The sequence below is a fragment of the Bradyrhizobium sp. 23AC genome (genome assembly GCF_054863025.1).
Genome location: NZ_JAVAYN010000007.1, coordinates 155,217 through 179,999 on the forward strand (window position 1 = coordinate 155,217; position 24,783 = coordinate 179,999).

Consider the following 24,783-nt stretch of genomic DNA (forward strand, 5'->3'; position numbering starts at 1 on the left):
CTCGTTGCCGTGCCTTCTGAACCGCGCTTTCGCGATTCCAGCTGGGAATCGCATTCAAGCAGATGTGTTGTGGGTTGGCCCCGCCGCGCCATGCGGACGGCGCCAAATCGACTCAATTGAAATCGAGCTTCGCGATAGCCGGATCTTAACGGAGCTGATTCCCATGCCAGACATCCAGGTCGACCATATGGCCCCCTCGATTCTGCCGGCCGACATTCCCGAGCTCAGCGACGACGAATGCCTCGCCTGTCTGGCGCGCGCGGTCGAGACGCCCGATTCGGCGCGGCTGGACGAAGTCGCCGCTCTCATCGGTCGCCTCGCGGTGGCCATCGAATAATCCATCCCGACCCTGATGCGGTAACATGCGGATGCCTTAGCTGCGCAGGCTAACGGCCGTGTTGCGTTTTGGCTGTGCATGCTCCAAAGATGCCGCGAATTTCGTCCGCGGCATCGTCCGCCTTGCAGGGTCCGCAAATGTCCGGTTTCTCGACCGCGCGCCTCAAAATGGTCGATGGCCAGGTGCGCACCAATGACGTCACCGACCGTCGTGTTCTCGATGCCATGCTCACGGTTCCACGCGAGGCCTTCGTGCCGGCCGACCGGCAGGCGTTGGCTTATCTCGATCTCGATCTCGACGTAAGCGAAGGCGCCGCCAAGCGGTTCCTGATCAAGCCGCAGCTGACCGGCAAGCTGCTCCAGGCCGCCGAGATCGGCGAGGGCGACAACGTGCTGGTGGTCGGTTGCGCCACGGGTTACCTCGCCGCGCTGACCGCCAGACTTGCGCGGCAGGTCACCGCCACCGAATGCGATTCGGCTTTGGCCGCGAAAGCCAAGGCCGCCCTGAACCTTGCCAACGTCACCTGTAAGGCCGCGGCCTGCGCCGACGGCGATCCGTCCGCCGCTCCTTACGACGTGATCATCCTCAATGGCGCGACTGAGGTGACCCCGGAAGCGCTGCTCGGGCAGCTGAAGGAGGGCGGGCGTCTGGTGGGGGTGTCGGCCGAATCCAGGCCACCGCGTGCCATAATCGTGACCCATACCCATGGTGAATTCGGCCATCGGGCCCTGTTCGACGCTGCCGCTCCGGTCCTTCCCGGGCTGGAACGGGCGGCCGCCTTCGTCTTCTGACGTCCAAAACGCGATAAAATCCCGTTCTGAATCAGAAGTGTGGCCGGGATGCTGCACGTGAAGAGTTTCCACCGAGAACTACCCTCAGGTAGTTCCGTCGCGCTTGACCGCGTCTTATGTTGCGGCGGGGCAACGACTCCACTCGTAGACGGTAACCCAGCTCGCGGGCACGAGCCGGGCGTTAGAATGAACGGAATTTTTGGGATGCATGGGGTGAAGCTCTTCACCGGAGCTGCGGTTTCGGTCCTGCTGCTCGCGCTTGCCGGGCCGACGCCTGCCTTGGCGGACACGATCGAGTCCGCGCTGGTGCGCGCCTATCAGAACAATCCACAGCTCAACGCACAGCGCGCCCAGGTGCGCTCGACTGACGAAAACGTGCCTCAGGCGCTGTCGGGATATCGCCCCAAGGTCTCGCTGACGGCGAGCGGTGGCATTCAGTACTCGGACTTCAAGAGCGGCGCCAACGATCCTCCGATCAACGGTAAAGGCTATCCCCGAAGCGTTGGACTTACTGCTTCCCAGACCTTGTACAACGGTAACCAGACTGCCAACAGGACGCGCGCCGCGGAGAGTCAGGTTTCCGGCTCTCGCGAAGCGCTGCGCAGCCTCGATCAGAGCATATTGCTCCTGGCCGCCACGACCTACATGGATTATCTGCGCGACTCGGCGACGCTCGAAGTCCAGCGCAGCAACGTGCGGGTGCTCGAGCAGACGCTCAAGCAGACCCGTGACCGCTTCAACGTCGGCGAAGTGACGCGCACCGACGTTGCACAGTCGGAAGCACAGCTGGCGGCAGGCAGGACGCAGGCCCTGACCGCGGAAGCAAATCTCACCACGACGCGCGCGAACTTCCGCCGCATCATCGGCAACGAGCCGACGAATCTGGCACCCGGCTCCCCGGTGGACCGTTTCCTGCCCGCGACGCTCGCTGCCGCGGTCGAGCTCGGCCTCGTCGAGCATCCCAACGTCACGGCCGCGATGTTCGGCATTGACGTCAATTTCTTGCAGGTCAAGGTTGCCGAGGGCGCTCTGCTGCCCACGGTCACCCTGCAGGCGGGCGTGACCCAGGCCTACGAACAATCTTTGATTCAGTACCGCTCGCTCAACGCTTCCGCGCTCGCGCAGATCTCGGTGCCGATCTATCAGGGCGGTAGCGAATATTCGCTGATCCGGCAATCCAAGGAAAACCTGGCGCAGCAACGTCTCAACCTCGAAAACACGCGGGATCAGACCCGCGCCACTGTCGTGCAGTGGTGGGGTTCGCTGCAGGCCGGCAAGGCGCAGGTGCAATCGGCGCAAGCACAGGTGACGGCGTCCGAGATCGCGCTGAACGGCGTGCGTGAAGAGGCCAAGGCCGGTCAGCGCACCACGCTCGACGTGCTCAACGCGCAGCAGGCGCTGGTCAATGCGCGCGTCGCGCTGGTGACCGCGCAGCATGACCGGGTTGTTGCATCCTATAACGTCCTCTCGGCCGTCGGCCGTCTCGCGCCGCAGGTCCTCGGCCTTGCGACCACGGTTTATGATCCCAGCGTTCACTACCATCAGGTCCGCGACAGCTGGGCCGGCGTGCGTACGCCTGACGGGCGCTGATTCCCGTACTCGTCCGGTCGGCCTCGTGAATTGCCGAGGCCGACCGGCGCTTTGCTTGCAATCATCAAAATCCCTGACATAGCCTTGCCAAGACGATGCGGGTCGATTCGCCTCGCAGTGATGCCGTGTGCGTAAAGCTTGAGTGCCGGGGGCAGGGGCGCACCGCTGCACGTTGAGCCGTGATCTGGGGACAAGTCGGGCTGCCGCGACGAAAATGTCGGGCCACCCATCCGGAACCGGCCAATCCTGTCGTGCTTGGTGTAAAACAACGCATGCGAGGGCGTTGATGATGTGGAGTCGGAGATGACGCAGCCTGCAAAGGTCACAGAACCCTCGATGGAGGAGATTCTGGCCTCGATCCGGCGCATCATTGCCGACGATGAGGCCAAGCCGCCGCCGGCGGAGGCCGCAAAGCCCGCGCCACCTCCTGCTGCGCCCGCACCCAAGCCGCAGGCGATGAACGACATTCCGCCCTCCAAGGTTGCCCCTGCCAAGCCTGCCGCTGAAAAACCTGCGCCACCTCCGGCCGCAAAGCCGGCACCGGCCCCACCGCCTGCGGCGGAGGCGTCACCGAACAGCCAGGACGACATCGACGCGCTGCTGGCGGGGCTCGATACGGCCACAACCGCGCCGGAGGTCCGCGAGCCTGAGCCGGAGCCCGAGCCTGAGCCCGACGTGCTCGAATTGACCGACGAGATGGCGATGGATCCGACGCCGCCTCCACCGCCGCCGAGCTTCCGCAAGGTCGAGCCGCGCGACGATCTTGAATTCGCCGAATCGCCGCCGCCGCGTCCGACGCCGCCGCCGTCCTACGCGCCGGTGGATTTCGATGCCCCGCCGCTGCCGCCGCAGCAGCCGATGCTCGCGCAGTCGACGGTCTCGGCGGTCGAATCCGCCTTCAACTCCCTGGCCCATACGGTGCTCAGCAGCAATGCACGGACGCTGGAGGATCTGGTCAAGGAGATGCTGCGTCCGATGCTGAAATCCTGGCTCGACGACAATTTGCCGGGGCTCGTTGAACGCATCGTGAAGGCCGAAATCGAGCGGGTCTCGCGCGGCGGCCGCTGAGACGGTCGTGCGGCCCCGATAAAGCCCTGCTTCTGCAGCATATTCGGTCTGCGGACCGGGCTGGAAAGCCTTTGCCGCTGAGCTTCCCGTTGACTTGACCCGCACTCGCGGCTTTCTAACAGCCCCATGATCGAGAAAAATTACCAGCCCGCCGATATCGAAGCCCGCATGTCCGTGGTGTGGGAGGACAGCCTTGCTTTCAAGGCCGGCCGCCCCGACCGCCGCGACGCCGTGCCCTTTACCATCGTGATCCCGCCGCCGAACGTGACGGGCTCGCTGCACATGGGCCACGCCCTCAACAACACGCTGCAGGACATCCTGTGCCGGTTCGAGCGCATGCGCGGCCGCGACGTGCTGTGGCAGCCCGGCACCGACCATGCCGGCATCGCCACCCAGATGGTGGTCGAGCGGCAACTGATGGAGCGCCAGCAGCCCGGCCGCCGCGAGATGGGCCGCGAGAAATTCCTGGAGCGGGTCTGGCAGTGGAAAGCTGAGAGCGGCGACACCATCATCAACCAGCTCAAGCGGCTCGGCGCCTCCTGCGATTGGTCGCGCGAACGCTTCACCATGGACGAGGGCCTGTCGAAGGCCGTCATCAAGGTGTTCGTCGAGCTGCACCGCGACGGCCTGATCTACAAGGACAAGCGGTTGGTGAACTGGGACACCAAGCTGCTCACCGCGATCTCTGATCTCGAGGTGCAGCAGACCGAGGTGAAGGGCCACCTCTGGTATCTGCGCTATCCGATCGAGGGCAAGACGTTCAATCCTGAGGATCCCTCGAGCTTCATCGTCGTCGCCACCACGCGCCCCGAGACCATGCTCGGCGATACCGGCGTTGCCGTGCATCCCGAGGACGAGCGCTATCTGAAGCTGGTCGGCAAGAACGTGATTCTGCCGCTGGTCGGCCGCAAGATCGCGATCGTCGCCGACGACTATTCCGATCCCGAGAAGGGCTCGGGCGCGGTCAAGGTGACGCCGGCGCACGACTTCAACGATTTCGAGGTCGGCAATCGCCACGGCCTGCGCCGCATCAGCGTGATCGACAGGGAAGGTTGCCTCGATCTCGTCGACAACGAGGATTATCTGCGCGACCTGCCGGAAGGCGCCTCGCAATTCGCCGAGGAATTCCACAAGGTCGATCGCTTCGCTGCGCGCAAGCGCATCGTCGAGCGGCTTGAATCGTTCGGCTTCGTCGAGCGGATCGAGCCGCACACCCACATGGTGCCGCACGGCGACCGCTCCAACAGCGTGATCGAGCCGTACCTGACCGACCAATGGTACGTCGATGCCAAGACGCTCGCCAAACCCGCGATCGCGGCGGTGCGGTCGGGCGAGACGTCGTTCGTGCCGAAAAACTGGGAAAAGACCTATTTCGAGTGGATGGAGAACATCCAGCCCTGGTGCATCTCGCGCCAGCTCTGGTGGGGCCATCAGATCCCGGCCTGGTATGGCCCTGATGGCAAGGTGTTCGTCGCCGAGACCGAGGAGGAGGCCGTCAGCCACGCGCTCGGCTATTACGTCGAGCAGGAGGTCATCACGGCCGAGCAGGGCCGCGAGATGGCGCTCGACCGCAACAAGCGCGAGGGCTTCATCACGCGCGACGAGGACGTGCTCGACACCTGGTTCTCCTCGGCGCTGTGGCCGTTCTCGACGCTCGGCTGGCCCGAGGATGCGCCCGAGGTGCAGCGCTATTACCCGACCAATGCGCTGGTGACCGGCTTCGACATCATCTTCTTCTGGGTCGCCCGCATGATGATGATGGGCCTGCACTTCATGAAGGAGGTGCCGTTCTCGACCATCTACATCCACGCCCTCGTCCGCGACGAGAAGGGCGCCAAGATGTCGAAGTCGAAGGGCAACGTCATCGATCCGCTCAATCTGATCGACGAATACGGTGCGGACGCGCTGCGCTTCACGCTGGCTGCGATGGCGGCACAGGGGCGCGACATCAAGCTCGCCACCAGCCGCGTCGAGGGCTATCGCAATTTCGCGACCAAGCTCTGGAATGCGTCGCGCTTCGCCGAAATGAACCACTGCGCCGTGCCCGAGGGTTTCGAGCCGGCGAAGGCCAAGGAGACGCTGAACCGCTGGATCGCGCATGAAAGCGCGCACACCACGCGTGAGGTGACCGAGGCGATCGAGGCCTATCGCTTCAACGATGCGGCGGGTAGCATCTACCGCTTCGTCTGGAACGTCTATTGCGACTGGTATGTCGAACTCGCCAAGCCCGTGCTGCTGGGCCCCGACAGCCCGGCCAAGGACGAAACCCGTGCCATGGTCGCCTGGGCGCGCGATGAGATCCTGAAGCTGCTGCATCCCTTCATGCCCTTCATCACCGAGGAGCTGTGGGAGGTGACGGCCAAGCGCGACGGTCTGCTCGCATTGGCGCAATGGCCGCTGAAGCCGGCCGAGCCGACGCCGGAGCAGCTCGCAATCCTCGCTGCGGCGGCCGGGCCGACCGAACCCCTGATGTCGCCGATGCTGGTCATGCCGATCTTCGACCACGCCGACTTCACCGATCCCAGGGCGGAAGCCGAGATCGGCTGGGTGATCGACCTGATCACACAGATCCGTTCGGTGCGTGCCGAGATGAACATTCCGCCGGCAACGCTGACGGCGCTGGTGCTGGTCGGCGCCTCCGCCGAAACCAGGGACCGCGTGCTGCGCTGGACCGACGTCATCAAGCGCATGGCGCGGCTGTCGGACATCTCCTTCGCCGACCGCGCGCCTGACGGCGCGGTTCAGCTCCTCATCCGTGGCGAAGTGGCCGCGCTGCCGCTGAAGGGCGTGATCGACGTCGCCGCCGAGCGCACGCGTCTCGACAAGGAGATCGGCAAGGCCGACGCCGACATCAAGCGCGCCGAGTCGAAGCTCGCGAACGAAAAGTTCGTCGCCAACGCGGCCGAGGAGGTCGTCGAGGAGGAGCGCGAAAAGCGCGAGGCCGCGCTGGCGCGCAAGGCCAAGCTGCTCGAGGCGCTGGAGCGGCTGAAGCAGGCGTCGTGAGACTTCCGTCATTCCGGATGGTCCGAAGGACCAGACCCGGAATCTCGAGATTCTCCGGTGCGCAATTGCGCACCGTAGTTCGCGTCTTCGCCGCGCCCCGGAATGACGACTATTTCGGAAACGGCTTGCTCAAAAACTTCGAGCCCCTGACGCCATAGCGCCAGGGCAGCTCGACGGCCTTGGTGATGCCGATCCGGATGCCGGCGACCACCTCCAACTCCTCGGCCCGCGCATGCAGCGCGATCGGAGGCCGGTCCAGCGGCAGCGTGTTGTGCGCGATGGTGATGCCGAGCGCCTCGGTCAGCTTGCCCGGACCCGAGCACAGCGCGTGCGCATCCTGGAGATGACGGCGGCGGCGCATGACGGCGATCCCGTGCGTCGGCTCCAGCGCGCGGATCAGCACGGCGCTGGCCGAGCCTTCCTCCTCGCAGACGAAGTTCACGCACCAGTGGATGCCGTAGGAGCGATAGACATAGGCATAGCCCGGCGGGCCGAACATGATCTGGTTCCGCGGCGTCGGACCGTTGTAGGAGTGCGCCGCGGGCTCGGTATGATGATAGGCCTCGACCTCGACGATGAGGCCGCCGACGCCGTCGACCAGCATGGTGGCACCGATCAGGTCGCGGGCGACCTCGCGGACGTCGCGGTTGAAAAAGGCCCGCTTCAGGACCTTGCCGAGCCGCGGTGTGGAAGTCTTCGATACTGGAGCCATTCGAGGTGAGAATCGCCTGAGAACAGAGCAGGATATTGCCCATATCTGCCATGTTCCCTGAAGCGGCGCGAGCCGGGTTGCGATGCGTGGCGAGACCGACTAGGTAGGACCTGAACAGACCGGACACCCCATGGTCGTTATTGTCGATACCATCACGAACCCGCTGCGCCCGCGCCACCCCGAAAAGGTGAATCGCCCTGACTCCGCTTCGCCGCCGAAGCCGGACTGGATTCGCGTGCGCGCGCCGAACACCCGTGGCTACGCCGACACCCGCAACATCGTGCGGTCCAACGGCCTGCACACGGTGTGCGAGGAAGCGGGCTGCCCGAACATCGGCGAGTGCTGGGACAAAAAGCACGCCACCTTCATGATCATGGGTGACACCTGCACCCGTGCCTGCGCGTTCTGCAACGTCAAGACCGGCCTGCCCAATGCACTGGATGCAGCCGAGCCTGAGAACGTCGCCGAGGCGACTGCCAAGCTGGGTCTTGCCCACGTCGTCATCACCTCCGTGGACCGCGACGACCTCACTGACGGCGGCGCCGAGCACTTCGCCCAGACCATCCGCTCGATCCGCGCCGCGTGCCCCACGACCACGATCGAGATCCTGACGCCCGACTTCCTTCGCAAGGAGGGGGCGCTCGAGGTGGTCGTTGCCGCCAAGCCCGACGTCTTCAACCACAATCTCGAGACCGTGCCATCGCGCTATCTCACGGTGCGGCCGGGCGCGCGCTATTTCCATTCGATCCGGCTGTTGCAGCGGGTCAAGGAGCTCGATCCCACCATCTTCACCAAGTCCGGCATCATGGTCGGCCTCGGCGAGGAGCGCCACGAGGTGCAGCAGGTGATGGACGATCTGCGCTCCGCCGACGTCGATTTCCTGACCATCGGGCAGTACCTGCAGCCGACCCGCAAGCACCACGCCGTGATGCGCTACGTGCCGCCGGACGAGTTCGCCTCTTACGAGAAGGTCGCCTACACCAAGGGCTTCCTGATGGTGTCGGCGAGCCCGCTCACCCGCTCGTCGCATCATGCCGGCGAGGATTTTGCGAGACTGAAGGCCGCGCGGGCCGCGACCGCCCGCTGAACCGCCATGCCCAAATTTTCGAGCAAGCGCCGTGTCAATCACAGCGCCTCCGAGATGTTCGATCTGGTCGCCGACGTCGAGCGCTACCCGGAATTCGTGCCGCTGTGCAGCGCGCTGAAGGTGCGCCAGCGCATGGCCAAGCCTGATGGTACCGAGGTGCTGGTCGCCGACATGACGGTGTCGTTCAAGCTGGTCAAGGAATCCTTCACCAGCCGCGTGAGCCTCGACCGCGCCAATCAGAAGATCCTGGTCGAATATCTGCAAGGTCCTTTCAGCAACCTGGAAAACCGCTGGACGTTCGAGCCCAAAGGTGAGGGCGTCTGCGACGTCGGGTTCTTCCTGTCCTACGAATTCAAGAGCCGCATGCTGGCGCTGCTGATGGGCTCGATGTTCGACGCCGCCTTCGCGCGCTTTTCCACTGCGTTCGAGAAACGGGCCGACGCGATTTACGGGCGGAAGCTGGCGTCGTCGTAGCTGCCATGGGCTCTCGTGTCCCGGACGCGCTGCAACGCCATAGCGCGCGAAGACGCGCGTAAACGCGCTTACGGCGTTGCTGCGCAGAGCCGGGACCCAGAAGGCAACACGGCAAAATGCGGAGAGATGGGCTGCGCCGCGTCCGGGGCACGAGCCTCCAACCTCAATCCACCGCCTTCACCACATCAGGCGGCTGCGAGGCGTAATACGCCGCGGCCTGCTCGATCTCCTGCGGCGTCATTGCGCGGGCGATGTTGCGCATCTGCTGGCTGATGTCGTTGCGCCGTTCACCGGAGGCGAAGGCGTGGAGCTGCGCCTTCATGTAGGCCTCGGACTGACCCTCCAGCCACGGGCTGCCGGTCTTGTTGTCGAGGCTGCCATGGCAGGAGCCGCAGGGCGCGATCCCGCGCATCGGCGCGCCGTAGATGACGATGTTGGGTTTCGGCAGTTGCGGCGTCGGGTGATAGGCCGGAAGCCGCGGCAGATAGGCGTAATAGTTGGAGAGATCGGCGATCTCTTGGTCGGTCAGGTTGACCGCAAACGGCGACATCACGGCATTGGTGCGTGCGCCCGAGCGGAAATCGTGCAGCTCCTTGTAGATCACGGCCGCATACTGGCCGGCGAGATTGGGCGAGTCCGCGCGGCTGACGCCGGTGGGGCCATGACAGATCGCGCAGCGCTGCGCCAGCGTCGCGCCGCGGCCAATTGCCTCCTGGCTCGGGCGCGAGAGCGTGTTCGAGGTCAGCACGACTTCGGACAGGCGTTTTGCCTGTTCGGGCGCCGTGACGCTGGCCGCACGCTGCGGTACGCCGGCGGCACTGCAGATCGCATCCCAGACGCCGGCGAACTGAACCCAGGGCTGTGCGAACGGCAACACGATGAAGCCGGCAATCGCGGTGACAACGAAGATCGCGGCAGTGATGCCGACGCCGGTCCTGAAATGGCTGTTGCGGAGGGTGAAGAGGTCGCGCGTGCTCATCACTGCGCCCCCACATAGACGGCCGGCACCGAGGTGCCCGAACTCAGCGCCAGATTCAGGATCGGATAGCCGTAATTGGTCAGCGTGAGGCCGATCATCAGCGCCACCCACAGCGCGTGGGTGTTGAGCGCGACCGGCACAGTCTTTGGTTCATGCACGGCCAGCGCGAAGCGATAAGGCCCGGCGTCGATTTGAGGCGCGCGCATGCCGCGCGCCAGGATAACGATGAACATGATGCCCGACGCCAGCAGGATGAAGCCGCCGATCGCCGAGAGGGTGACGGAGAGCGCCTGCGGCGCGATCGCGGGATCGCCGAAGTCGAAATAGGCCATGCGGCGCGGCATGCCCAGAATGCCGACCCAGTGCCACGGGAAGGTCGTCACGATCATGCCGATGAACCACAGCCAGAGCTGGGTGCGGATCAGGCGAAGATCGATCAGCTCGCGCCCGGTCAGATGCGGCCACAGATCATAGGCGATCGCAAAATACATGATGACGATGGCGCCGCCGAAGATCAGGTGGAAATGCCCGGTGATCCACTGCGTGTTGTGAATCGAGGCATCGAGTTGATAGCTCATGTTGATGAGGCCGCCGGCGCCGCCGAAGCCGAGCATGACGAAGGAGAACGCCAGCGCCAGCATCATCGGATTGTCCCAGGGCAGGGCCCCGATCCAGCCGAACATGCCGCGACCGCCGCGCAGCCGCGCCGCGATCTCGACCGAGGCGCAGATCGTGAACACGGTCAGCAGCGTCGGCAGCGCGACCAGCGCCGTGAAGGCGGAATGGATGAACTTGAAGCCGGCGCCTACCTGCGGATCGGCAAAGGTGTGGTGCATGCCGATCGGCATCGCCACCACCAGGAACAGGATGAAGGAGATCCGCGCCATCGAGTCGGAATAGACGCGACCGCCGATCGCGCGCGGCACGATGGCGTAATAGGCGATGTAGGTCGGCATCAGCCAGAAATAGACGATGGCGTGCAGCGTCCATGAGAAGAAGATGCGGGCGAGGCCGGCATCGATGGTGGCCTTGAGGCCTGCCGCGACCGGAATGATCTGGAGCAGCAGCTCGAGCGCGGCACCGACCGCGGTCCAGGCCCACAAGTAGGAGCCCGCGACATTGGCGAACATGGCGAGCGGCACCGGCGCGCCGGGATTGGCCTTGCGCCAGACGCGCAGATTGACCGACATCAGCGCGACCCAGATCCATGAGCCGACCACGACCAGGACGACGCCGAGGTAATAGAAGACGTTGCCGATCAGCGGCGGATAGAAGGTGTAGAGCACCGAGGCACGGCCGAGCGCGATCGGGATCACCGCCATGATGCTGCCGGCGACGATCAACCAGAATCCGGCCCAGGCCCAGCGCACGCCGACCAAGCGCTGCTGCAGCGCGGACTCGCTGATGGCGTAGCCGAATGCCATCGCCACCAGGGTCGGGAAGACGTAGCCCATCACCGTGCCGTGGGCGGTCAGCGAGCGGTAATAGAGCTCGGGGTTGGAGAGCCAGGTGCCGATCGGGCTGCGGATGAACATCTGCCAGGCGCCAAGCGTGAGCGCGATGCCGAATACGGCGAAGGCCAGCCAGAAATGGGCGAGGATGAGCTTCCTATTGACCAACACAGCTCAGCCTCCCGCCACCCTTCGCGCGATCGGCGAATTCGGTCTTGTCGATCACCTTGACCTTGCCCCACATGCCCTCGTGGCCAAAGCTGCAAAACTCCTGGCAGGGCATCAGATAATCGCCGGTCTTCGTGAAGCGCATCAGCTGCTCGGAGATGTAGCCCGGCACCAGCATGGCGTTGACGTTGGTACCCTGAATGAGGATACCGTGGACGACATCGGCGCTGGTGGCCCGAAGCGTGATCGGCGTATCCGCGGGCACCACGATGCAGGCCGGCGTGAAGGAATATTGCTGGCCGATTGCGCGCACGGTGACATTGCCGTTGGCTTCCAGCACGCTGCCGAGATTGCTCTCGACGAATTCGCCGGACAGATGCAGGCGCGAGGGATCGGTGATCTCGACGCGCGGCTGCGGCATGGTCGCGCGATGGATGCCGGCGAATGCCGCCAGCAGCGCCATCATCACGATGATGATCACGGCGATGGTGGCCCAGCGCCGCTCGACGCGGGCGGCGACCTCGGCGCTGTCGTGATGAGTTTCCTCTGCGCTCATTGCAGCGATCCGCGGGGCAGGAAGACAAACAGATAGAAGGCGAGCCACATCGCGACCACGCAGGCGGTGGCGATGCCGGCGAGCACGATCGCGCCGGACGGACCTTGCGCGACCACCTCCTCGACGGCCTGGTCGGCGCTAGCGGGGCTGGTCGGCGGATCGGAGTTGATCATGAGGTCTCTCAGTTCAGCGGTGCGGAGCGCAGCTCGTTGGCCTCGCGCGCCGAGACCGGCGTGCCGCGATTGCCCCAGGCGGTGCGGATGTAGGAGACGACGGCGGCGATCTCGTTGTCGGACAGGAGGCCAGCGAACGGCGGCATGCCGTAGGGCATCGGGTTGCCCTTGGTGCCGGGCGGATAGCCGCCATTGAGCACCATGCGGATCGGATTGACCGCCGACTGCATCTCGATCGACTGGTTGTTGGCGAGCGGCGGCCAGTGCGGCGGCTTGCCTTCGCCCTGCGTGCCGTGACAGCTCGCGCACTGCTTGTCGTAGACGGTCTTGCCGAGGCTGATCAGCAGGCTGCTCTCGGTGGTCGGCAGTGTCGAGCTTGCCGGCGGCGGGGGCGAGGGCTCGGCAATGCCCTTGAGGTATACCGCCATCGCCTTGGTGTCCTCGTCGTTGAGATATTGCAGGCTGTTGTGCACGACCTCGGCCATCGGGCCGTAGACCACGCCCCGCATGGAGACGCCGGTCTGCAGCAGGTCGGTGATGTCCTTGATGCTCCAGTCGCCGAGGCCGGCCTCGCGGTTTGACGTGAGCGAGGGCGCGTACCAGTTCTGCATCGGTATCAGGCCGCCTTTGAAGGCGTCCGATTGCGAGGTGCCGCCGAGCGCGTTGATCGGCGAATGGCACATGCCGCAATGGCCGAGGCCCTCGACCAGATAGGCGCCGCGATTCCATTCCGCCGATTTCTTCGGGTCTGGCTTGAACTCGCCTTCGCTGAAGAACAGCGTGCGCCATCCCAGAATGAGCTGCCGGTTGTCGTAGGGAAAGCGCAACTCGTGCGGCTTGTTCTTCTGGTTCACCTGGGGGATCGACCGCAAATACGCGAAGATCGCGTCGCTGTCGGCGCGGGTCACCTTGGTGTAGGAGGCGAACGGCATGGCCGGATAGATCAACCCGCCGTCCGGGAAGCGGCCGCTGTGCATGGTCTTGTAGAAGTCGTCGGCGCTCCATTTGCCGATTCCGGTATCCGGGTCCGGCGTGATGTTGGAGGTGTAGAGCGTGCCGAACGGCGTCGGCATGGCGCGGCCGCCGGCGAACAGGCGGCCCTCCGGCGCGGTATGGCAGGCCGTGCAATCGCCGGCACGGGCGAGATATTCGCCGCGGGCGATGATGTCGCTGCTCTTGTCCTGCGCCTGCGCGGCCGTGGTGAGCGCGGCGAGGGCCAGGAGCTTGATCGATATGAGCGCGGTCGACAGTTTCGAGCCCATCATCCGCCTCGTCAGTTGGGCTGGCTGCCGCAGCCGAAAGGCAGCGCGTAGCTGCCTTTCGGCACGGGGGCCGGGTTCGTGGGCGCCGGTCGTGTCGCGAGCCAGGCCGCGACCGCGGTGACGTCCGCCTCGGTCAGATGGCCTGCGACTTGCTGCATGCAGTCTGGCGATTTCGCCGTGCGGGTGCCGTAGCGCCAGGCGCCGAGCTGGGCGCTGATGTAATTGGCGCGCAGGCCGAGCAGGCCGGGGATGCCGGGTTGCATGCCTGCGAGTCCCGGGCCATGGCAGCTCACGCAGGCCGGAATATTGCGGCTGGCATCGCCGCTGGTGGCGAGCAGCTCGCCCTGCGCCAGCACGTCCTTGCTGACCTCGCTCGGCGCCGGCTGCGGCAGCGGCGGATGTTCGCCGGCAAAATATTCCGCCATCGCCTCCAGATACGGATCAGGCAGAAACTCCAGCAGATAGTTCATGGGCGGATATTTGCGGCGGCCGCTGCGGAAGGCGAGCAGCTGATTGTAGAGATAACCGGCGGGCTTGCCGGCAAGCCGCGGGAAATAGACGTCGCTGGTGCCTTCGCCCTTGTTGCCGTGACAGGGCGTGCAGGCCTCGACCCGCGCCGCCATCGTATCCGGCGGCTGGTTGGCCGTTTGTGCGGCCGCACCATCAATGGTGGCCAAGGTGATGGTGGCCAAGACAATGGTAGCCAAAACAATGGCGGCCAAGGTTATAGTCACGGCGACTGATGCCGCGGCACGAGCGAACAATTTCGTCGCCCTCCAGTGTGCTGGTCCGGTTGATTCCGGATCACAACGTAGAGCGGCATTATTGCGCCAATATTTTCTCGCGCAAGATCGGAGACGCGTGATGACGTTTGGTCGCGCCGTCTGCATTCGCGTTTCCGATCGAATTGGACAAACTTGCGTGCTTTTTTCGAAAACTGAACATAACGCTGCGGTCTCGCGACAGTGTTCCTGCCCGAGTCCTGCATTGGTCATGTCGCCCTCAGATGTCAGAGGGCGCAGGGAAGGCCGGGTGCCGGCTGGCACCCGCGGTCCACTGTGCTAAACCTGCGTGACAAGAAGCTGCACAGCGGCATACAGGTGTAGCCAGGACAACCCGGCCTTCCCTGCGCAGTGGTTCGACGGCTTATGCCGAGCTCTCCCCGGGGAGCGATGCACTATTGCCCCCGTCGCCTTGCAGATGGCTGACGCGCGCACCCGGTCGGGCAACACGCATCACCGCAAGACTTGACGCACAGACCCCGGGCGTCAGGACGACACGGTTTTGCCGTACGCATGTCACACCGGTCGTGTGCGCAAAAGGCTCGTCGCTCACGGTTGCCCGCCCTGCGATGCCTCTCGCGCCGATGTGACTAGCGTCCACCGCAGCTCACCCCACGTTTCGTGACGATCGCGATACGCCCCTCTGACCGGGGTGAGGTGGCGGGACAATGCGACAAAGCCGAAATTCTGTAAAGGCGAATATTTTCGCGCCAGTGTCTTGCCCCACAGCTAGCGTGTTTTGCCTGTCGGGCAACGCAAGAAATTGTACGCCGTAGGGCGGATTAGCCGAAGGCGTAATCCGCCGTGCCAGATACCGAGGAGAGAGACGCGGCGGATTACGCTTCGCTAATCCGCCCTACGGGACCGTGTTCCCTTCGGGATCAATTCGCGCCGCAGTGAGTTTGCAACGGATTGTCCGGGTTGGAGCCACCATGACCATCAATTTCGACACGTTGAAAGCCTCGCTCGTCCTGTATGGCTTGAACGCGATTTACGCGATCCTGCTGCTCGCGATCGGCTGGTACCTGTCGGGCGCCATGCAGCGCTTCGTCACGCGCCTGTTGAGCGTCACGCACCGCGTCGACCCGCTCGTGACATTGTTCGTGGGCAGCCTCGCGCGCTACGGCGTGCTGGCGGTGGTCGGCATCGCCGTGCTTCAGCTGTTCGGTATTCAGACCGCGAGCCTCGTCGCCGTGCTGGGCGCGACATCGCTCGCCATTGGTCTGGCACTCCAGGGCACGCTCTCCAATCTCGCCGCCGGCGTGATGCTGCTGTTGTTCCGGCCGTTTCACATCGGTAACGACGTCGAGGTCGCCGGCAAGGCGGGCAAGGTGAAGTCGCTGTCGCTGTTCATGACCGAGCTGGTCGCGCCCGACAACACGCAGATCCTGTTGCCCAACGGGCAAGTGTGGGGCGCGGCCATCATCAACCGCAGCGCCTATCCCGGCACGGGCGAGGTCAAGGTCGCGTTTCCGGTCAGGGCCGGATCGGCCAACGCGCTGGCAGACCAGATCCTGAAACAGCTGCGCGACGATCCCCGCATCGCCAAGGGTGGCGCGCCGTCGGTCAATGTGTCGAAGGTGATCGCCGCCGATCCCGCGGCGCCCGTCGTGGAATTGACGGTCAGCGCAAGGGTGAATCCGTTGGATGCCGATGCGGTCAGGCAGCGGGTGCTCGACCATGCGAGCGCGCTGCTGGCGGCGGCCTGAGACACTTCACCCTCGCGGCGACCGCGGCGTCCGTCGTTTGGCCACATGCCGGCGCGGCGAGCGGGTGACGCGCGGGCGCAGGCGGGTTACTGCGGCGGCGCGTTTCGGCTTGGCGGCTACTTGCGGGCCGCGGGCGAGATCCATCAGCATGCGCAGTGCCTCGACCACCGACCGCGCGCGCACGGCGCTGCGGCCGATCGCGCCAAAACGGTGCTCGCGGTGGATGATGCGGCCGTCGCGGGCCGCGGCGGCGAAATGCACGAGACCGACCGGCTTGCCGGGCGTCGCACCTCCGGGGCCGGCAATGCCGGTGATGGCGACGGCGAGGTCGACGCCGGCACGCTCCAGCGCGCCGACCGCCATCGCGGTCGCGGTCTCCTTGCTGACGGCGCCGAAATTGGTGAGCGTGCCGGCTTCGACCCCGAGCATCGCGCGCTTGGCGTCGTTGGAATAGGTGACGAAGCCGCGATCGATCACGTCGGAGGAGCCGGGGATGTCGGTCAGCGCGCCGGCGACGAGGCCGCCGGTGCAGGATTCAGCCGTCGCGATCGTCAGCTTGCGCATCCGGCACAGGTCGAGCAGCGAGCGGGAGAGGGCGCGTGCGTCGCTGCCGCCCATGACCTAGACGCTCCAGGGAAGACGGATGGTGGCGCTCGCGGTCGCCGCGATGCCTTCCTCGCGGCCGGTAAAGCCGAGCCGCTCGCTGGTGGTCGCCTTCACCGCGACGCGCGAGATGTCGACGCCGGAAATCTCGGCGATGCGCGCACGCATGGCGTCGCGGAGCGGGCCGATCTTCGGCCGTTCGCAGATCATGGTGACTTCGAGATTGGCAACGCGGCCGCCGCGCGCCGTGACGCGCTCGATGGCGTATTTCAGGAACTGGTCGGAGGAGGCGCCCTTCCACTTGGCATCGCTCGGCGGAAAGTGCGAACCGATGTCGCCGTCGGCGAGCGCGCCGAGGATGGCGTCCACCAGCGCATGCAGGCCGACATCGCCGTCGGAATGGGCGAGAAAGCCCTTGGTATGCGGCACGCGCACGCCGCACAGCATGAGATGGTCGCCCTCACCGAAGGCGTGCACGTCATAGCCGGTGCCGGTCCTGATATCGCCGAGCTGGGCGGCCAGGCGCGCTTCCTCGCGCACGAAATCCTCGGGAGTGGTGAGCTTCATGTTGGCAACATCGCCTTCAAAGGTTGCAACCGTCAATCCCGCCCATTCGGCAATCGCGGCATCGTCGGTGAAATCGCTGCGGCCGTCCTTCGCGGCGCGACGATGCGCTTCGAGGATGACGTCGAAACGAAAGGATTGCGGCGTCTGCGCGATTCGCAGCCGCGCACGGTCCGGCGTGCCCTCGACATTGCCGCCATCACCGGTGAGCTTGATGGTGTCGGTGACGGGAACGGCGGGGATCGCAGCGCCGGTGCTGCTCGCCGCCTCGATCGCGCGCGAGATCAATCCTTCCGAGACGAAGGGGCGGGCGGCGTCGTGGATCAGCACGATGTCGGGCTCGTGCTTGACCAGCGCTTCGAGGCCGGCGAGCACCGAGGCCTGCCGGGTCGCACCGCCATTGGTCGGCGGCTCATGCTTGAGCCCCGCGACCGCGGCCGTGAATATGGCGCTGTCATCGGGGTTCACCACCGGCTGCACCGCGAACACGTCGGTGTGGCGGCTGAAGGCTTCCATGGCGCGATAGATCACGGGCGCGCCGCCGATCTCGCGATATTGCTTCGGCCCGCCGGCGCCTGCACGCAGTCCGCGCCCGGCTGCGACGAGGACGACTGCGGTGCGCTGTGATTTCGCCATAGGACTCGAATACTCAGTTGGTGATGAAGAGTCGGGGAGTGGGGTGATTGCCGCATGCCTCTAGCACGGCAGGCCCGCAAAAAAAGGGGGTTTCCCCGGATTGTTGGAAACACCAATTTGCTGCACTGCACTTGAAAGATTTGCAGAATTGTCTAAACTGTAGGCATGACGCTTGACTGCACAAGAATTGTGCGCAAGATAGGTCATGGCAGGCGCGATGAGGCCCTGCCCAGTCAACGAGACCCCTGTGACCGGTTCGGCAGTATCCGGCTCTAAGCCGTTGAAAATAGGCGATATTGATGTCGCCACCCCGGTCTTCCTGGCACCGATGTCGGGGGTGACTGACTCGCCCGTCCGCCGGTTGGCCGCCGAGCTTGGCGCCGGTCTCGTCGTGTCCGAAATGACTGCCAGCGATGAGCTCGCGAGCGGCCACCGGATGTCCCGGTTGCGCTGCGAAGCCACCGGGATCGGCCCGCACGTGGTCCAGCTCGCCGGCTGCGAGGCGCATTGGATGGCCGAGGGCGCCCGGATCGCCGAAGCCGAGGGCGCCGATATCATCGACATCAACATGGGCTGCCCGGCCCGCCACGTCACCGGAGGCCAGTCCGGGTCGGCCTTGATGCGCGACCTCGACCATGCCGTCAGCCTGATCGATGCGACCATCGCTGCGGTGAAGGTGCCGGTGACGCTGAAGATGCGGCTTGGCTGGGACGACCGCAGCCGCAACGCGCCGGAACTGGCGCGGCGCGCGGAAGCCGCCGGCGTCAAGCTCGTCACGGTGCATGGCCGCACCCGCAGCCAGTTCTACAAGGGCGAGGCCGATTGGGATGCGATCCGCGCCGTGCGCGAGGCCACCTGCCTTCCACTCGTCGTCAACGGCGACATCACGACTTACGAGAAGGCGCTTGCGGCGCTCGAGGCCTCCGGCGCCGACGCCGTGATGATCGGCCGCGGTGCGCAGGGCCAGCCCTGGCTGCCCGGTCAGATCGGCCGTCGCCTGAAGGGCGGGGCGGCTGAGGCCATCCCGTCGCTCGCCACCCAGCTGCATTACGTCCGCACGCTTTATGAAGGCGTCTGCGCGCTTTACGGTTTGCGCGTAGGCCTCAAGCACGCCCGAAAACATCTCGGCTGGGCGCTCGACGTCGCCGCGGCTGCGAGCGGCGCTCCGGTCGAGAAGCTGAAATCCTGGCGCCAGAAGATCCTGACCTCGGAGGATCTGCGCCTCGTCCACCAGTCGCTGCAGGATGCCTTCGACGACTTCGGATGGAGCGCTGCTGCATGAGCTCAGCCGCTGACCATCGCCGGCCCGCCGACAGCGACGCGATCCTGGATGCGTTGCCCAATCCCGTGCTGATGATCGGGCCGGACGGCAAGATCGTCGCCGCCAATATCGCGACCGAGGCCTTTTTCGACATCTCGACCCAGTTCCTGAAGCGGCAGTCGCTGAAAGAGCTGGTGCCGTTCGGCAGCCCATTGCTGGCGTTGATCGACCAGGTGCGCTCGTCGAATTCGCCGGTCAACGAATACAAGGTCGATCTGGGCACGCCGCGCATGGGCGGCGACCGGCAGGTCGATCTGCATGTCGCGCCGCTGACCGAGCGGCCCGGCCATATCGTGGTGATGCTCCAGGAGCGTTCCATCGCCGACAAGATGGACCGCCAGCTCACCCATCGCAGTGCGGCGCGCTCGGTCATCGCGCTGGCCGCGATGCTGGCGCACGAGATCAAAAATCCGCTCTCGGGCATCCGCGGCGCGGCGCAGCTTCTCGAGCAGCAGGCCTCGTCCGAGGACCGCATGCTGACGCGCCTGATCTGCGACGAGGCCGACCGCATCGTGACGCTGGTCGACCGCATGGAGGTGTTCGGCGACGAGCGTCCCGTGTTGCGCGGCCCCGTCAACATCCATTCGGTGCTCGACCACGTCAAGCGGCTGGCGCAGTCCGGTTTTGCCCGCAATATCCGCTTCATCGAGGACTACGATCCCTCGCTGCCGCCGGTGCTCGCGAACCAGGACCAGCTGATCCAGGTGTTCCTCAATCTCGTGAAGAACGCCGCAGAAGCCCTGATCGACGTCCCCGACGCCGAGATCCAGCTCACCACCGCGTTCCGCCCCGGCGTGCGCCTGTCAGTCCCCGGTCAAAAATCCCGGGTATCCTTGCCGCTCGAATTCTGCGTGAAGGACAACGGACCAGGCGTGCCCGACGATCTTCTGCCCAACCTGTTCGATCCCTTCGTGACCACCAAACAGACCGGCTCAGGGCTCGGCCTTGCGCTGGTCGCCAAGATCGTCGGCGATCACGGGGGCATCATCGAATGCGAATCTCAGCCGCGCAAGACCACCTTCCGCGTGCTGATGCCGATGTATTCCACATCGGTGAAACATGCCGATCAAAGCAGTCGCGCCGACTCTGCCGGGAAGCCGTCGCCTGCGTCACAGGGGGCGAAATGAGGATTAACGATGCCCGCAGGTAGCATTCTCGTAGCCGATGACGATACCGCCATCCGCACCGTTCTCAATCAGGCACTGTCCCGCGCCGGCTACGAAGTGCGGCTGACCGGCAATGCCGCAACGCTGTGGCGCTGGGTCAGCCAGGGGGAGGGCGATCTCGTCATCACCGACGTGGTGATGCCGGACGAAAACGCCTTCGACCTCTTGCCGCGGATCAAGAAGATGCGGCCCAATCTGCCCGTCATCGTCATGAGCGCGCAAAACACCTTCATGACGGCGATCCGCGCCTCCGAGCGCGGGGCGTACGAATATCTGCCGAAGCCGTTCGACCTCAAGGAGCTGATCGCCATCGTCGGCCGCGCGCTGGCCGAGCCGAAGGAACGGGTCTCGACGCCGGACGAGGACGCCGAGATGGAGGCGATCCCGCTGGTCGGCCGCTCGCCGGCGATGCAGGAAATCTACCGCGTGCTGGCGCGGCTGATGCAGACCGATCTCACCGTGATGATCACCGGCGAGTCCGGCACCGGCAAGGAGCTGGTGGCGCGCGCGCTGCACGATTACGGCAAGCGTCGCAACGGCCCGTTCGTCGCGGTCAACATGGCGGCGATCCCGCGCGACCTCATCGAATCCGAACTGTTCGGCCATGAGCGCGGCGCCTTCACCGGCGCCAACACCCGCGCCTCCGGCCGGTTCGAGCAGGCCGAGGGCGGCACGCTGTTCCTCGACGAAATCGGCGACATGCCGATGGAGGCACAGACCCGTCTGCTGCGCGTGCTGCAGCAGGGCGAATACACCACCGTCGGCGGCCGCACCCCGATCAAGACCGACGTACGCATCGTCGCGGCCTCCAACAAGGATCTGCGCGTCCTGATCCAGCAGGGCCTGTTCCGGGAAGATCTGTTCTTCCGCCTCAACGTCGTTCCGCTGCGGCTGCCGCCGCTCCGCGAGCGCATCGAGGATTTGCCGGATCTGGTGCGTCACTTCTTCGCGCTGGCCGAGAAGGACGGCCTGCCGCCGAAGAAGCTCGATGCCCTGGCGCTGGAGCGGCTGAAGCAGCACCGCTGGCCCGGCAACGTGCGCGAGCTGGAAAACCTCGCCCGGCGCCTCGCCGCGCTCTATCCGCAGGACGTGATCACGGCTTCCGTCATTGATGGCGAGCTCGCGCCACCCTCGGTCAGCCCGGGTGCTGCGGTCCAGCAGGGCGTCGACAATCTCGGCGGCGCAGTGGAGGCGTATCTGTCCTCGCACTTCCAGGGCTTTCCCAACGGCGTGCCGCCGCCCGGCCTCTATCACCGCATCCTCAAGGAGATCGAGGTGCCGCTGCTCACGGCCGCGCTCGCCGCCACCCGCGGCAACCAGATCCGCGCTGCCGACCTGCTCGGCCTCAACCGCAACACGCTGCGCAAGAAGATCCGGGATCTCGATATCCAGGTCTATCGCAGCGGCGGCTAGTTCCCTCGCGACAACCGCTCAACGCGTTTACGCGGACGGTGGCTCAGCTCCCCCTACCAAAGCGGAGCTGAGCCTGTCCGGATCGCGCTGGCCGTTTTGGCTGACGCGGTGAGCAGAAGTCGGGGCGGGGCCGAAATGTTCCGTGGTCACACAAGGGTGAGGCATTCGGCCACCCGCAACTGCGATCCATCACCTGACCAGTCGCTCAATTGACGGCACCAGGCGCGCGACGTCTGTCGTCGGTTCCTGCAGGACCGGACCATTGACCAGCAGATCGGACGCCACGATCAGCAGCAGAACGGCCGAGACCATTATCGCGAGGAAGAACCTGTCCATGCTGGTCAAGCCGCAACGGTGGGAAACCGTTCCCGCAGGCGAGGTTTGTCCACGACATCGGCCATGATCCACCTGTGGATGCGCCGGTCCGCCGCGGCGGGGGCGCCGCGGAATTGTCGCAATTCGGCAACAATGTGGTACGAATACATCAGTATCCGCCCATCGCGGACCCGTTTTCAGCACCACCATTGTCGGAATGACCAGCGCAGACACCTCGGCCGCACACTTTGACACGGCCCCAGCGGAAGAGCCCCGGCGTTGGTCGGCGCGGCGCTGGCTGGCGCCCTTTGCCGTGGCGCTGGCGCTGCTCTCGGCCTTCCTGACCTTTCTGGTTCTGACCGGCCTGACCACGATCGAGCCGACGCCGGCGGTGGTCCGCTCGATCTACCTGATCAACGCGGCCACGATCCTGCTGCTGGTCGGAATCATCATCCGCGAGCTCTGGCAGCTGATCCTTGCGCGGCGGCGGGGCAGGGCGGCGGCACGGCTCCATGTCCAGATCGTCAGCCTGTTCTCGATCGTGGCGGTGCTGCCGGCGGTGCTGGTCGCCGTCGTCGCCAACGTCACCATCGAACGCGGCCTCGACCGGCTGTTCTCCGGCCCGACCAAGGAGGTGATCCAGAATTCGCTGACGATCGCGCGGGCCTATATGCAGGACCACGCGCAGCTGATCCGCGGCGACATTCTCGGCATGGCCAACGACATCGCGCATGCCCGGCCGCTCTACGACCAGGATCGCCGTTCGTTCCGGGAGATGCTGAGCGCCAGCGCCAGTTCCCGCAACCTGCCGGGCGCGATGATCATCGACAAGAACACCAACATCCTGGAATCCGCCGACACTGGCATGCGGCTCGCCTATTCGCCGCCCGCGTCCGACTTCCTCAGCAACGTCAACGAGTCCGAGCCCGAGATCGCGGTCCTTCCCGATGCGAGCTTCGTGGCCGCGGTGATCCGGCTGCGCGCCTTCAGCGACACCTTCCTCTATGTCGCCCGTCCGCTTGATCCGAATGTCGTCAATCAGCTCAAGCAGACCGAGGTCAGCGTCGCCGAATACGCCCAGATCGAGTCGCGCCGGCTCGGCATCCAGGTTGCCTTCGCGCTGATGTTCGCCGTGATCGCGCTGACCATCCTGATGGCCTCGGTGCTGATCGGGCTGAACTTCGCCAATTCCCTGGTCTCGCCGATCCGGCGGCTGATGAACGCGGCCCACACGGTCTCGACCGGCGATCTCCATGTCCAGGTGCCGGTGCACCAGTCGGAAGGCGATCTCGCCCAGCTAGGTGAGACCTTCAACAAGATGACGCAGGAATTGCGCAGCCAGCGTGATGAGCTCGTCAACGCCAGCGACCTGATCGACAGTCGCCGTCGCTTCATCGAAGCGGTGCTGTCCTCCGCAAGCGCCGGCATTATCGGCGTCGATGCTTCCGGCAGCGTCGGCATTTTGAACCGCTCGGCCGAGAAGCTGATCGGGCACTCCGAGGCGGAGACGCTCGGTCATCCGCTCTCCGACGTGCTGCCCGAGCTCGACGAGATGATGAAGGCAGCGCGGGAAGGGAGCCAGCGTCTGGTGCAGGGCCAGATCACGATCACCCGCGACGGCAGCGAGCGCAATCTCTCGGTCCGCGTCAGCGCCGAGAAGAACCAACCGCACGACAGCTACATCATCACGCTCGACGACATCACCGAGCTGGTCTCGGCGCAGCGCACCTCGGCCTGGGGCGACGTGGCGCGGCGCATCGCGCATGAGATCAAGAACCCGCTGACGCCGATCCAGCTTTCGGCCGAGCGCATTCGCCGCAAGTTCGGCAAGGGCATCACAGAGGTCAAGGACAAGCAGATCTTCGAGCAGTGCACCGACACCATCGTGCGCCAGGTCGACGACATCAGGCGCATGGTCGACGAGTTCTCGCGCTTTGCACGGATGCCGAAACCGGTGATGGAGGGCGAGGACGTCGCCGACACCGTGCGGCAGGCCGTGTTCCTGATGAAGGTCGCCCATCCCGAGATCGATATCGAGGCCGAATTCAAAGAGGATCCGCTCCGCGCCCAGTTCGACCGGCGGCTGATCTCGCAGGCGGTCACCAATATCGTCAAGAACGCCACCGAAGCGATCGAGCAGGTCCCGCCGGAGGAGCTCGGCAAAGGTCATATCGACGTCGTGGTGTCGCGTCAGGGCGAGGACGTGCTGATCGACGTCATCGACAACGGTATCGGCCTGCCCAAGGTCGCGCGCTCGCGGCTGCTCGAGCCCTATGTCACGACGCGCGCCAAGGGCACCGGCCTTGGCCTTGCGATCGTCGGCCGCGTGCTGGAAGACCATGGCGGACGCATCGAGCTGAAGGATGCTTCCGACTTCCGCGAGGGCCAGCGCGGCGCCTGGATGCGGATGCGCTTTGCAATCTCCGGGCAACCCGCGAAGTCCGAGGGAGCCGAGCAGGCCGGCGCGGCCGCGGTCAAGGAAGCAACCGGCGAGCAGGCCGGCGCTCCTGTCAAGGACCCGGCGCAGGAAACAAAAGAGCTGGCGGCCGAAACCAAAGAGGCCGCTGAAAAGACCAATGATTCAACGAAAATCGAAGCCTCAACAGGCAGCTGACAAGACAGG

22 protein-coding genes are annotated in these 24,783 nt (G+C 65.3%); 12 read left to right on the forward strand and 10 right to left on the reverse strand.

The features are described from left to right. Positions 1–163 precede the first annotated feature (163 nt). The 5 genes from RAD10_RS18795 (at position 164) to RAD10_RS18815 (ending at position 6,789) form a co-directional block, all read left to right on the forward strand. Positions 164–337, forward strand: a complete 174-nt coding sequence (locus RAD10_RS18795) for a hypothetical protein (protein ID WP_018320416.1) — start codon at positions 164–166, stop codon at positions 335–337. Positions 338–474: 137 nt separating this feature from the next. Next, on the forward strand, positions 475–1,128 hold the full coding sequence (locus RAD10_RS18800; RefSeq protein ID WP_461618710.1) for a protein-L-isoaspartate O-methyltransferase family protein: 654 nt from the start codon (positions 475–477) through the stop codon (positions 1,126–1,128). Between the two features lie 204 nt (positions 1,129–1,332). Continuing rightward, entirely contained in the window at positions 1,333–2,718 is a 1,386-nt protein-coding gene (locus tag RAD10_RS18805; RefSeq protein ID WP_461618916.1) for a TolC family outer membrane protein, read from the forward strand. 303 nt (positions 2,719–3,021) lie between these two features. Beyond that, positions 3,022–3,786 carry a PopZ family protein gene (locus tag RAD10_RS18810; protein WP_461618711.1) on the forward strand — a complete coding sequence of 255 codons (765 nt, stop codon included), beginning with the start codon at positions 3,022–3,024 and terminating at the stop codon, positions 3,784–3,786. Positions 3,787–3,912: 126 nt separating this feature from the next. Then, positions 3,913–6,789, forward strand: a complete 2,877-nt coding sequence (locus RAD10_RS18815) for a valine--tRNA ligase (protein WP_461618712.1) — start codon at positions 3,913–3,915, stop codon at positions 6,787–6,789. 109 nt (positions 6,790–6,898) lie between these two features. On the opposite strand, the gene RAD10_RS18820 is transcribed toward RAD10_RS18815, so the two are convergent. Next, positions 6,899–7,501 carry a DNA-3-methyladenine glycosylase gene (locus RAD10_RS18820; protein WP_461618713.1) on the reverse strand — a complete coding sequence of 201 codons (603 nt, stop codon included), beginning with the start codon at positions 7,499–7,501 and terminating at the stop codon, positions 6,899–6,901. 130 nt (positions 7,502–7,631) lie between these two features. Between RAD10_RS18820 and lipA the strand changes: the two genes are divergently transcribed. Both lipA and RAD10_RS18830 read left to right on the forward strand, forming a co-directional pair. Continuing rightward, positions 7,632–8,588, forward strand: coding sequence for a lipoyl synthase (gene lipA / locus RAD10_RS18825; protein ID WP_461618714.1), 957 nt, complete (start codon positions 7,632–7,634; stop codon positions 8,586–8,588). Positions 8,589–8,594: 6 nt separating this feature from the next. Next, positions 8,595–9,062, forward strand: a complete 468-nt coding sequence (locus RAD10_RS18830) for a type II toxin-antitoxin system RatA family toxin (RefSeq protein WP_091956725.1) — start codon at positions 8,595–8,597, stop codon at positions 9,060–9,062. Between the two features lie 163 nt (positions 9,063–9,225). On the opposite strand, the gene RAD10_RS18835 is transcribed toward RAD10_RS18830, so the two are convergent. Genes RAD10_RS18835 through RAD10_RS18860 form a run of 6 tightly spaced genes read right to left on the reverse strand, consistent with a single transcriptional unit; the run spans position 9,226 to position 14,415 of the window. Then, positions 9,226–10,041 (reverse strand): c-type cytochrome, encoded by an 816-nt coding sequence (locus RAD10_RS18835; protein ID WP_461618715.1) that lies wholly within the window; start codon positions 10,039–10,041, stop codon positions 9,226–9,228. Further along, positions 10,041–11,663, reverse strand: coding sequence for a b(o/a)3-type cytochrome-c oxidase subunit 1 (locus tag RAD10_RS18840; RefSeq protein WP_461618716.1), 1,623 nt, complete (start codon positions 11,661–11,663; stop codon positions 10,041–10,043). Before RAD10_RS18840 ends, RAD10_RS18835 begins: the two co-directional genes overlap by 1 nt. Further along, the gene (locus RAD10_RS18845) at positions 11,650–12,216 is read right to left on the reverse strand and encodes a cytochrome C oxidase subunit II (protein ID WP_461618717.1); all 567 of its coding nucleotides are present in this window, start codon (positions 12,214–12,216) and stop codon (positions 11,650–11,652) included. Before RAD10_RS18845 ends, RAD10_RS18840 begins: the two co-directional genes overlap by 14 nt. Beyond that, complete coding sequence (locus RAD10_RS18850; protein WP_018320427.1) at positions 12,213–12,389, reverse strand: hypothetical protein; 177 nt, start codon at positions 12,387–12,389, stop codon at positions 12,213–12,215. Before RAD10_RS18850 ends, RAD10_RS18845 begins: the two co-directional genes overlap by 4 nt. A gap of 8 nt (positions 12,390–12,397) precedes the next feature. Beyond that, positions 12,398–13,654 (reverse strand): cytochrome c, encoded by a 1,257-nt coding sequence (locus tag RAD10_RS18855; protein WP_461618718.1) that lies wholly within the window; start codon positions 13,652–13,654, stop codon positions 12,398–12,400. An 8-nt stretch (positions 13,655–13,662) separates the two neighbouring features. Next, on the reverse strand, positions 13,663–14,415 hold the full coding sequence (locus RAD10_RS18860; protein ID WP_461618719.1) for a c-type cytochrome: 753 nt from the start codon (positions 14,413–14,415) through the stop codon (positions 13,663–13,665). A 950-nt stretch (positions 14,416–15,365) separates the two neighbouring features. Between RAD10_RS18860 and RAD10_RS18865 the strand changes: the two genes are divergently transcribed. Beyond that, positions 15,366–16,142 carry a mechanosensitive ion channel family protein gene (locus RAD10_RS18865; RefSeq protein ID WP_461618720.1) on the forward strand — a complete coding sequence of 259 codons (777 nt, stop codon included), beginning with the start codon at positions 15,366–15,368 and terminating at the stop codon, positions 16,140–16,142. Between the two features lie 6 nt (positions 16,143–16,148). On the opposite strand, the gene RAD10_RS18870 is transcribed toward RAD10_RS18865, so the two are convergent. Further along, complete coding sequence (locus tag RAD10_RS18870) at positions 16,149–16,760, reverse strand: CinA family protein (protein ID WP_461618721.1); 612 nt, start codon at positions 16,758–16,760, stop codon at positions 16,149–16,151. A gap of 3 nt (positions 16,761–16,763) precedes the next feature. Further along, complete coding sequence (locus RAD10_RS18875; protein WP_461618722.1) at positions 16,764–17,945, reverse strand: bifunctional 2-C-methyl-D-erythritol 4-phosphate cytidylyltransferase/2-C-methyl-D-erythritol 2,4-cyclodiphosphate synthase; 1,182 nt, start codon at positions 17,943–17,945, stop codon at positions 16,764–16,766. A gap of 280 nt (positions 17,946–18,225) precedes the next feature. Here RAD10_RS18875 and dusB point away from each other — a divergent pair, with 280 nt between their 5' ends. The 3 genes from dusB to ntrC are packed head-to-tail and all read left to right on the forward strand — an operon-like array spanning position 18,226 to position 21,845. Next, positions 18,226–19,227 carry a tRNA dihydrouridine synthase DusB gene (gene dusB, locus RAD10_RS18880; RefSeq protein ID WP_461618917.1) on the forward strand — a complete coding sequence of 334 codons (1,002 nt, stop codon included), beginning with the start codon at positions 18,226–18,228 and terminating at the stop codon, positions 19,225–19,227. Then, complete coding sequence (locus tag RAD10_RS18885; RefSeq protein WP_028144678.1) at positions 19,224–20,393, forward strand: two-component system sensor histidine kinase NtrB; 1,170 nt, start codon at positions 19,224–19,226, stop codon at positions 20,391–20,393. The genes dusB and RAD10_RS18885 overlap by 4 nt, the downstream gene beginning before the upstream one ends. Positions 20,394–20,402: 9 nt before the next feature. After that, the gene (gene ntrC / locus RAD10_RS18890; RefSeq protein WP_128921811.1) at positions 20,403–21,845 is read left to right on the forward strand and encodes a nitrogen regulation protein NR(I); all 1,443 of its coding nucleotides are present in this window, start codon (positions 20,403–20,405) and stop codon (positions 21,843–21,845) included. Between the two features lie 189 nt (positions 21,846–22,034). Here the strand turns inward: ntrC and RAD10_RS18895 are convergent, their stop codons facing one another. Next, on the reverse strand, positions 22,035–22,181 hold the full coding sequence (locus RAD10_RS18895) for a hypothetical protein (RefSeq protein ID WP_461618723.1): 147 nt from the start codon (positions 22,179–22,181) through the stop codon (positions 22,035–22,037). A 196-nt stretch (positions 22,182–22,377) separates the two neighbouring features. Between RAD10_RS18895 and RAD10_RS18900 the strand changes: the two genes are divergently transcribed. Beyond that, positions 22,378–24,774, forward strand: a complete 2,397-nt coding sequence (locus tag RAD10_RS18900; RefSeq protein ID WP_461618724.1) for a sensor histidine kinase — start codon at positions 22,378–22,380, stop codon at positions 24,772–24,774. The last annotated feature ends 9 nt before the right edge of the window (positions 24,775–24,783 follow it).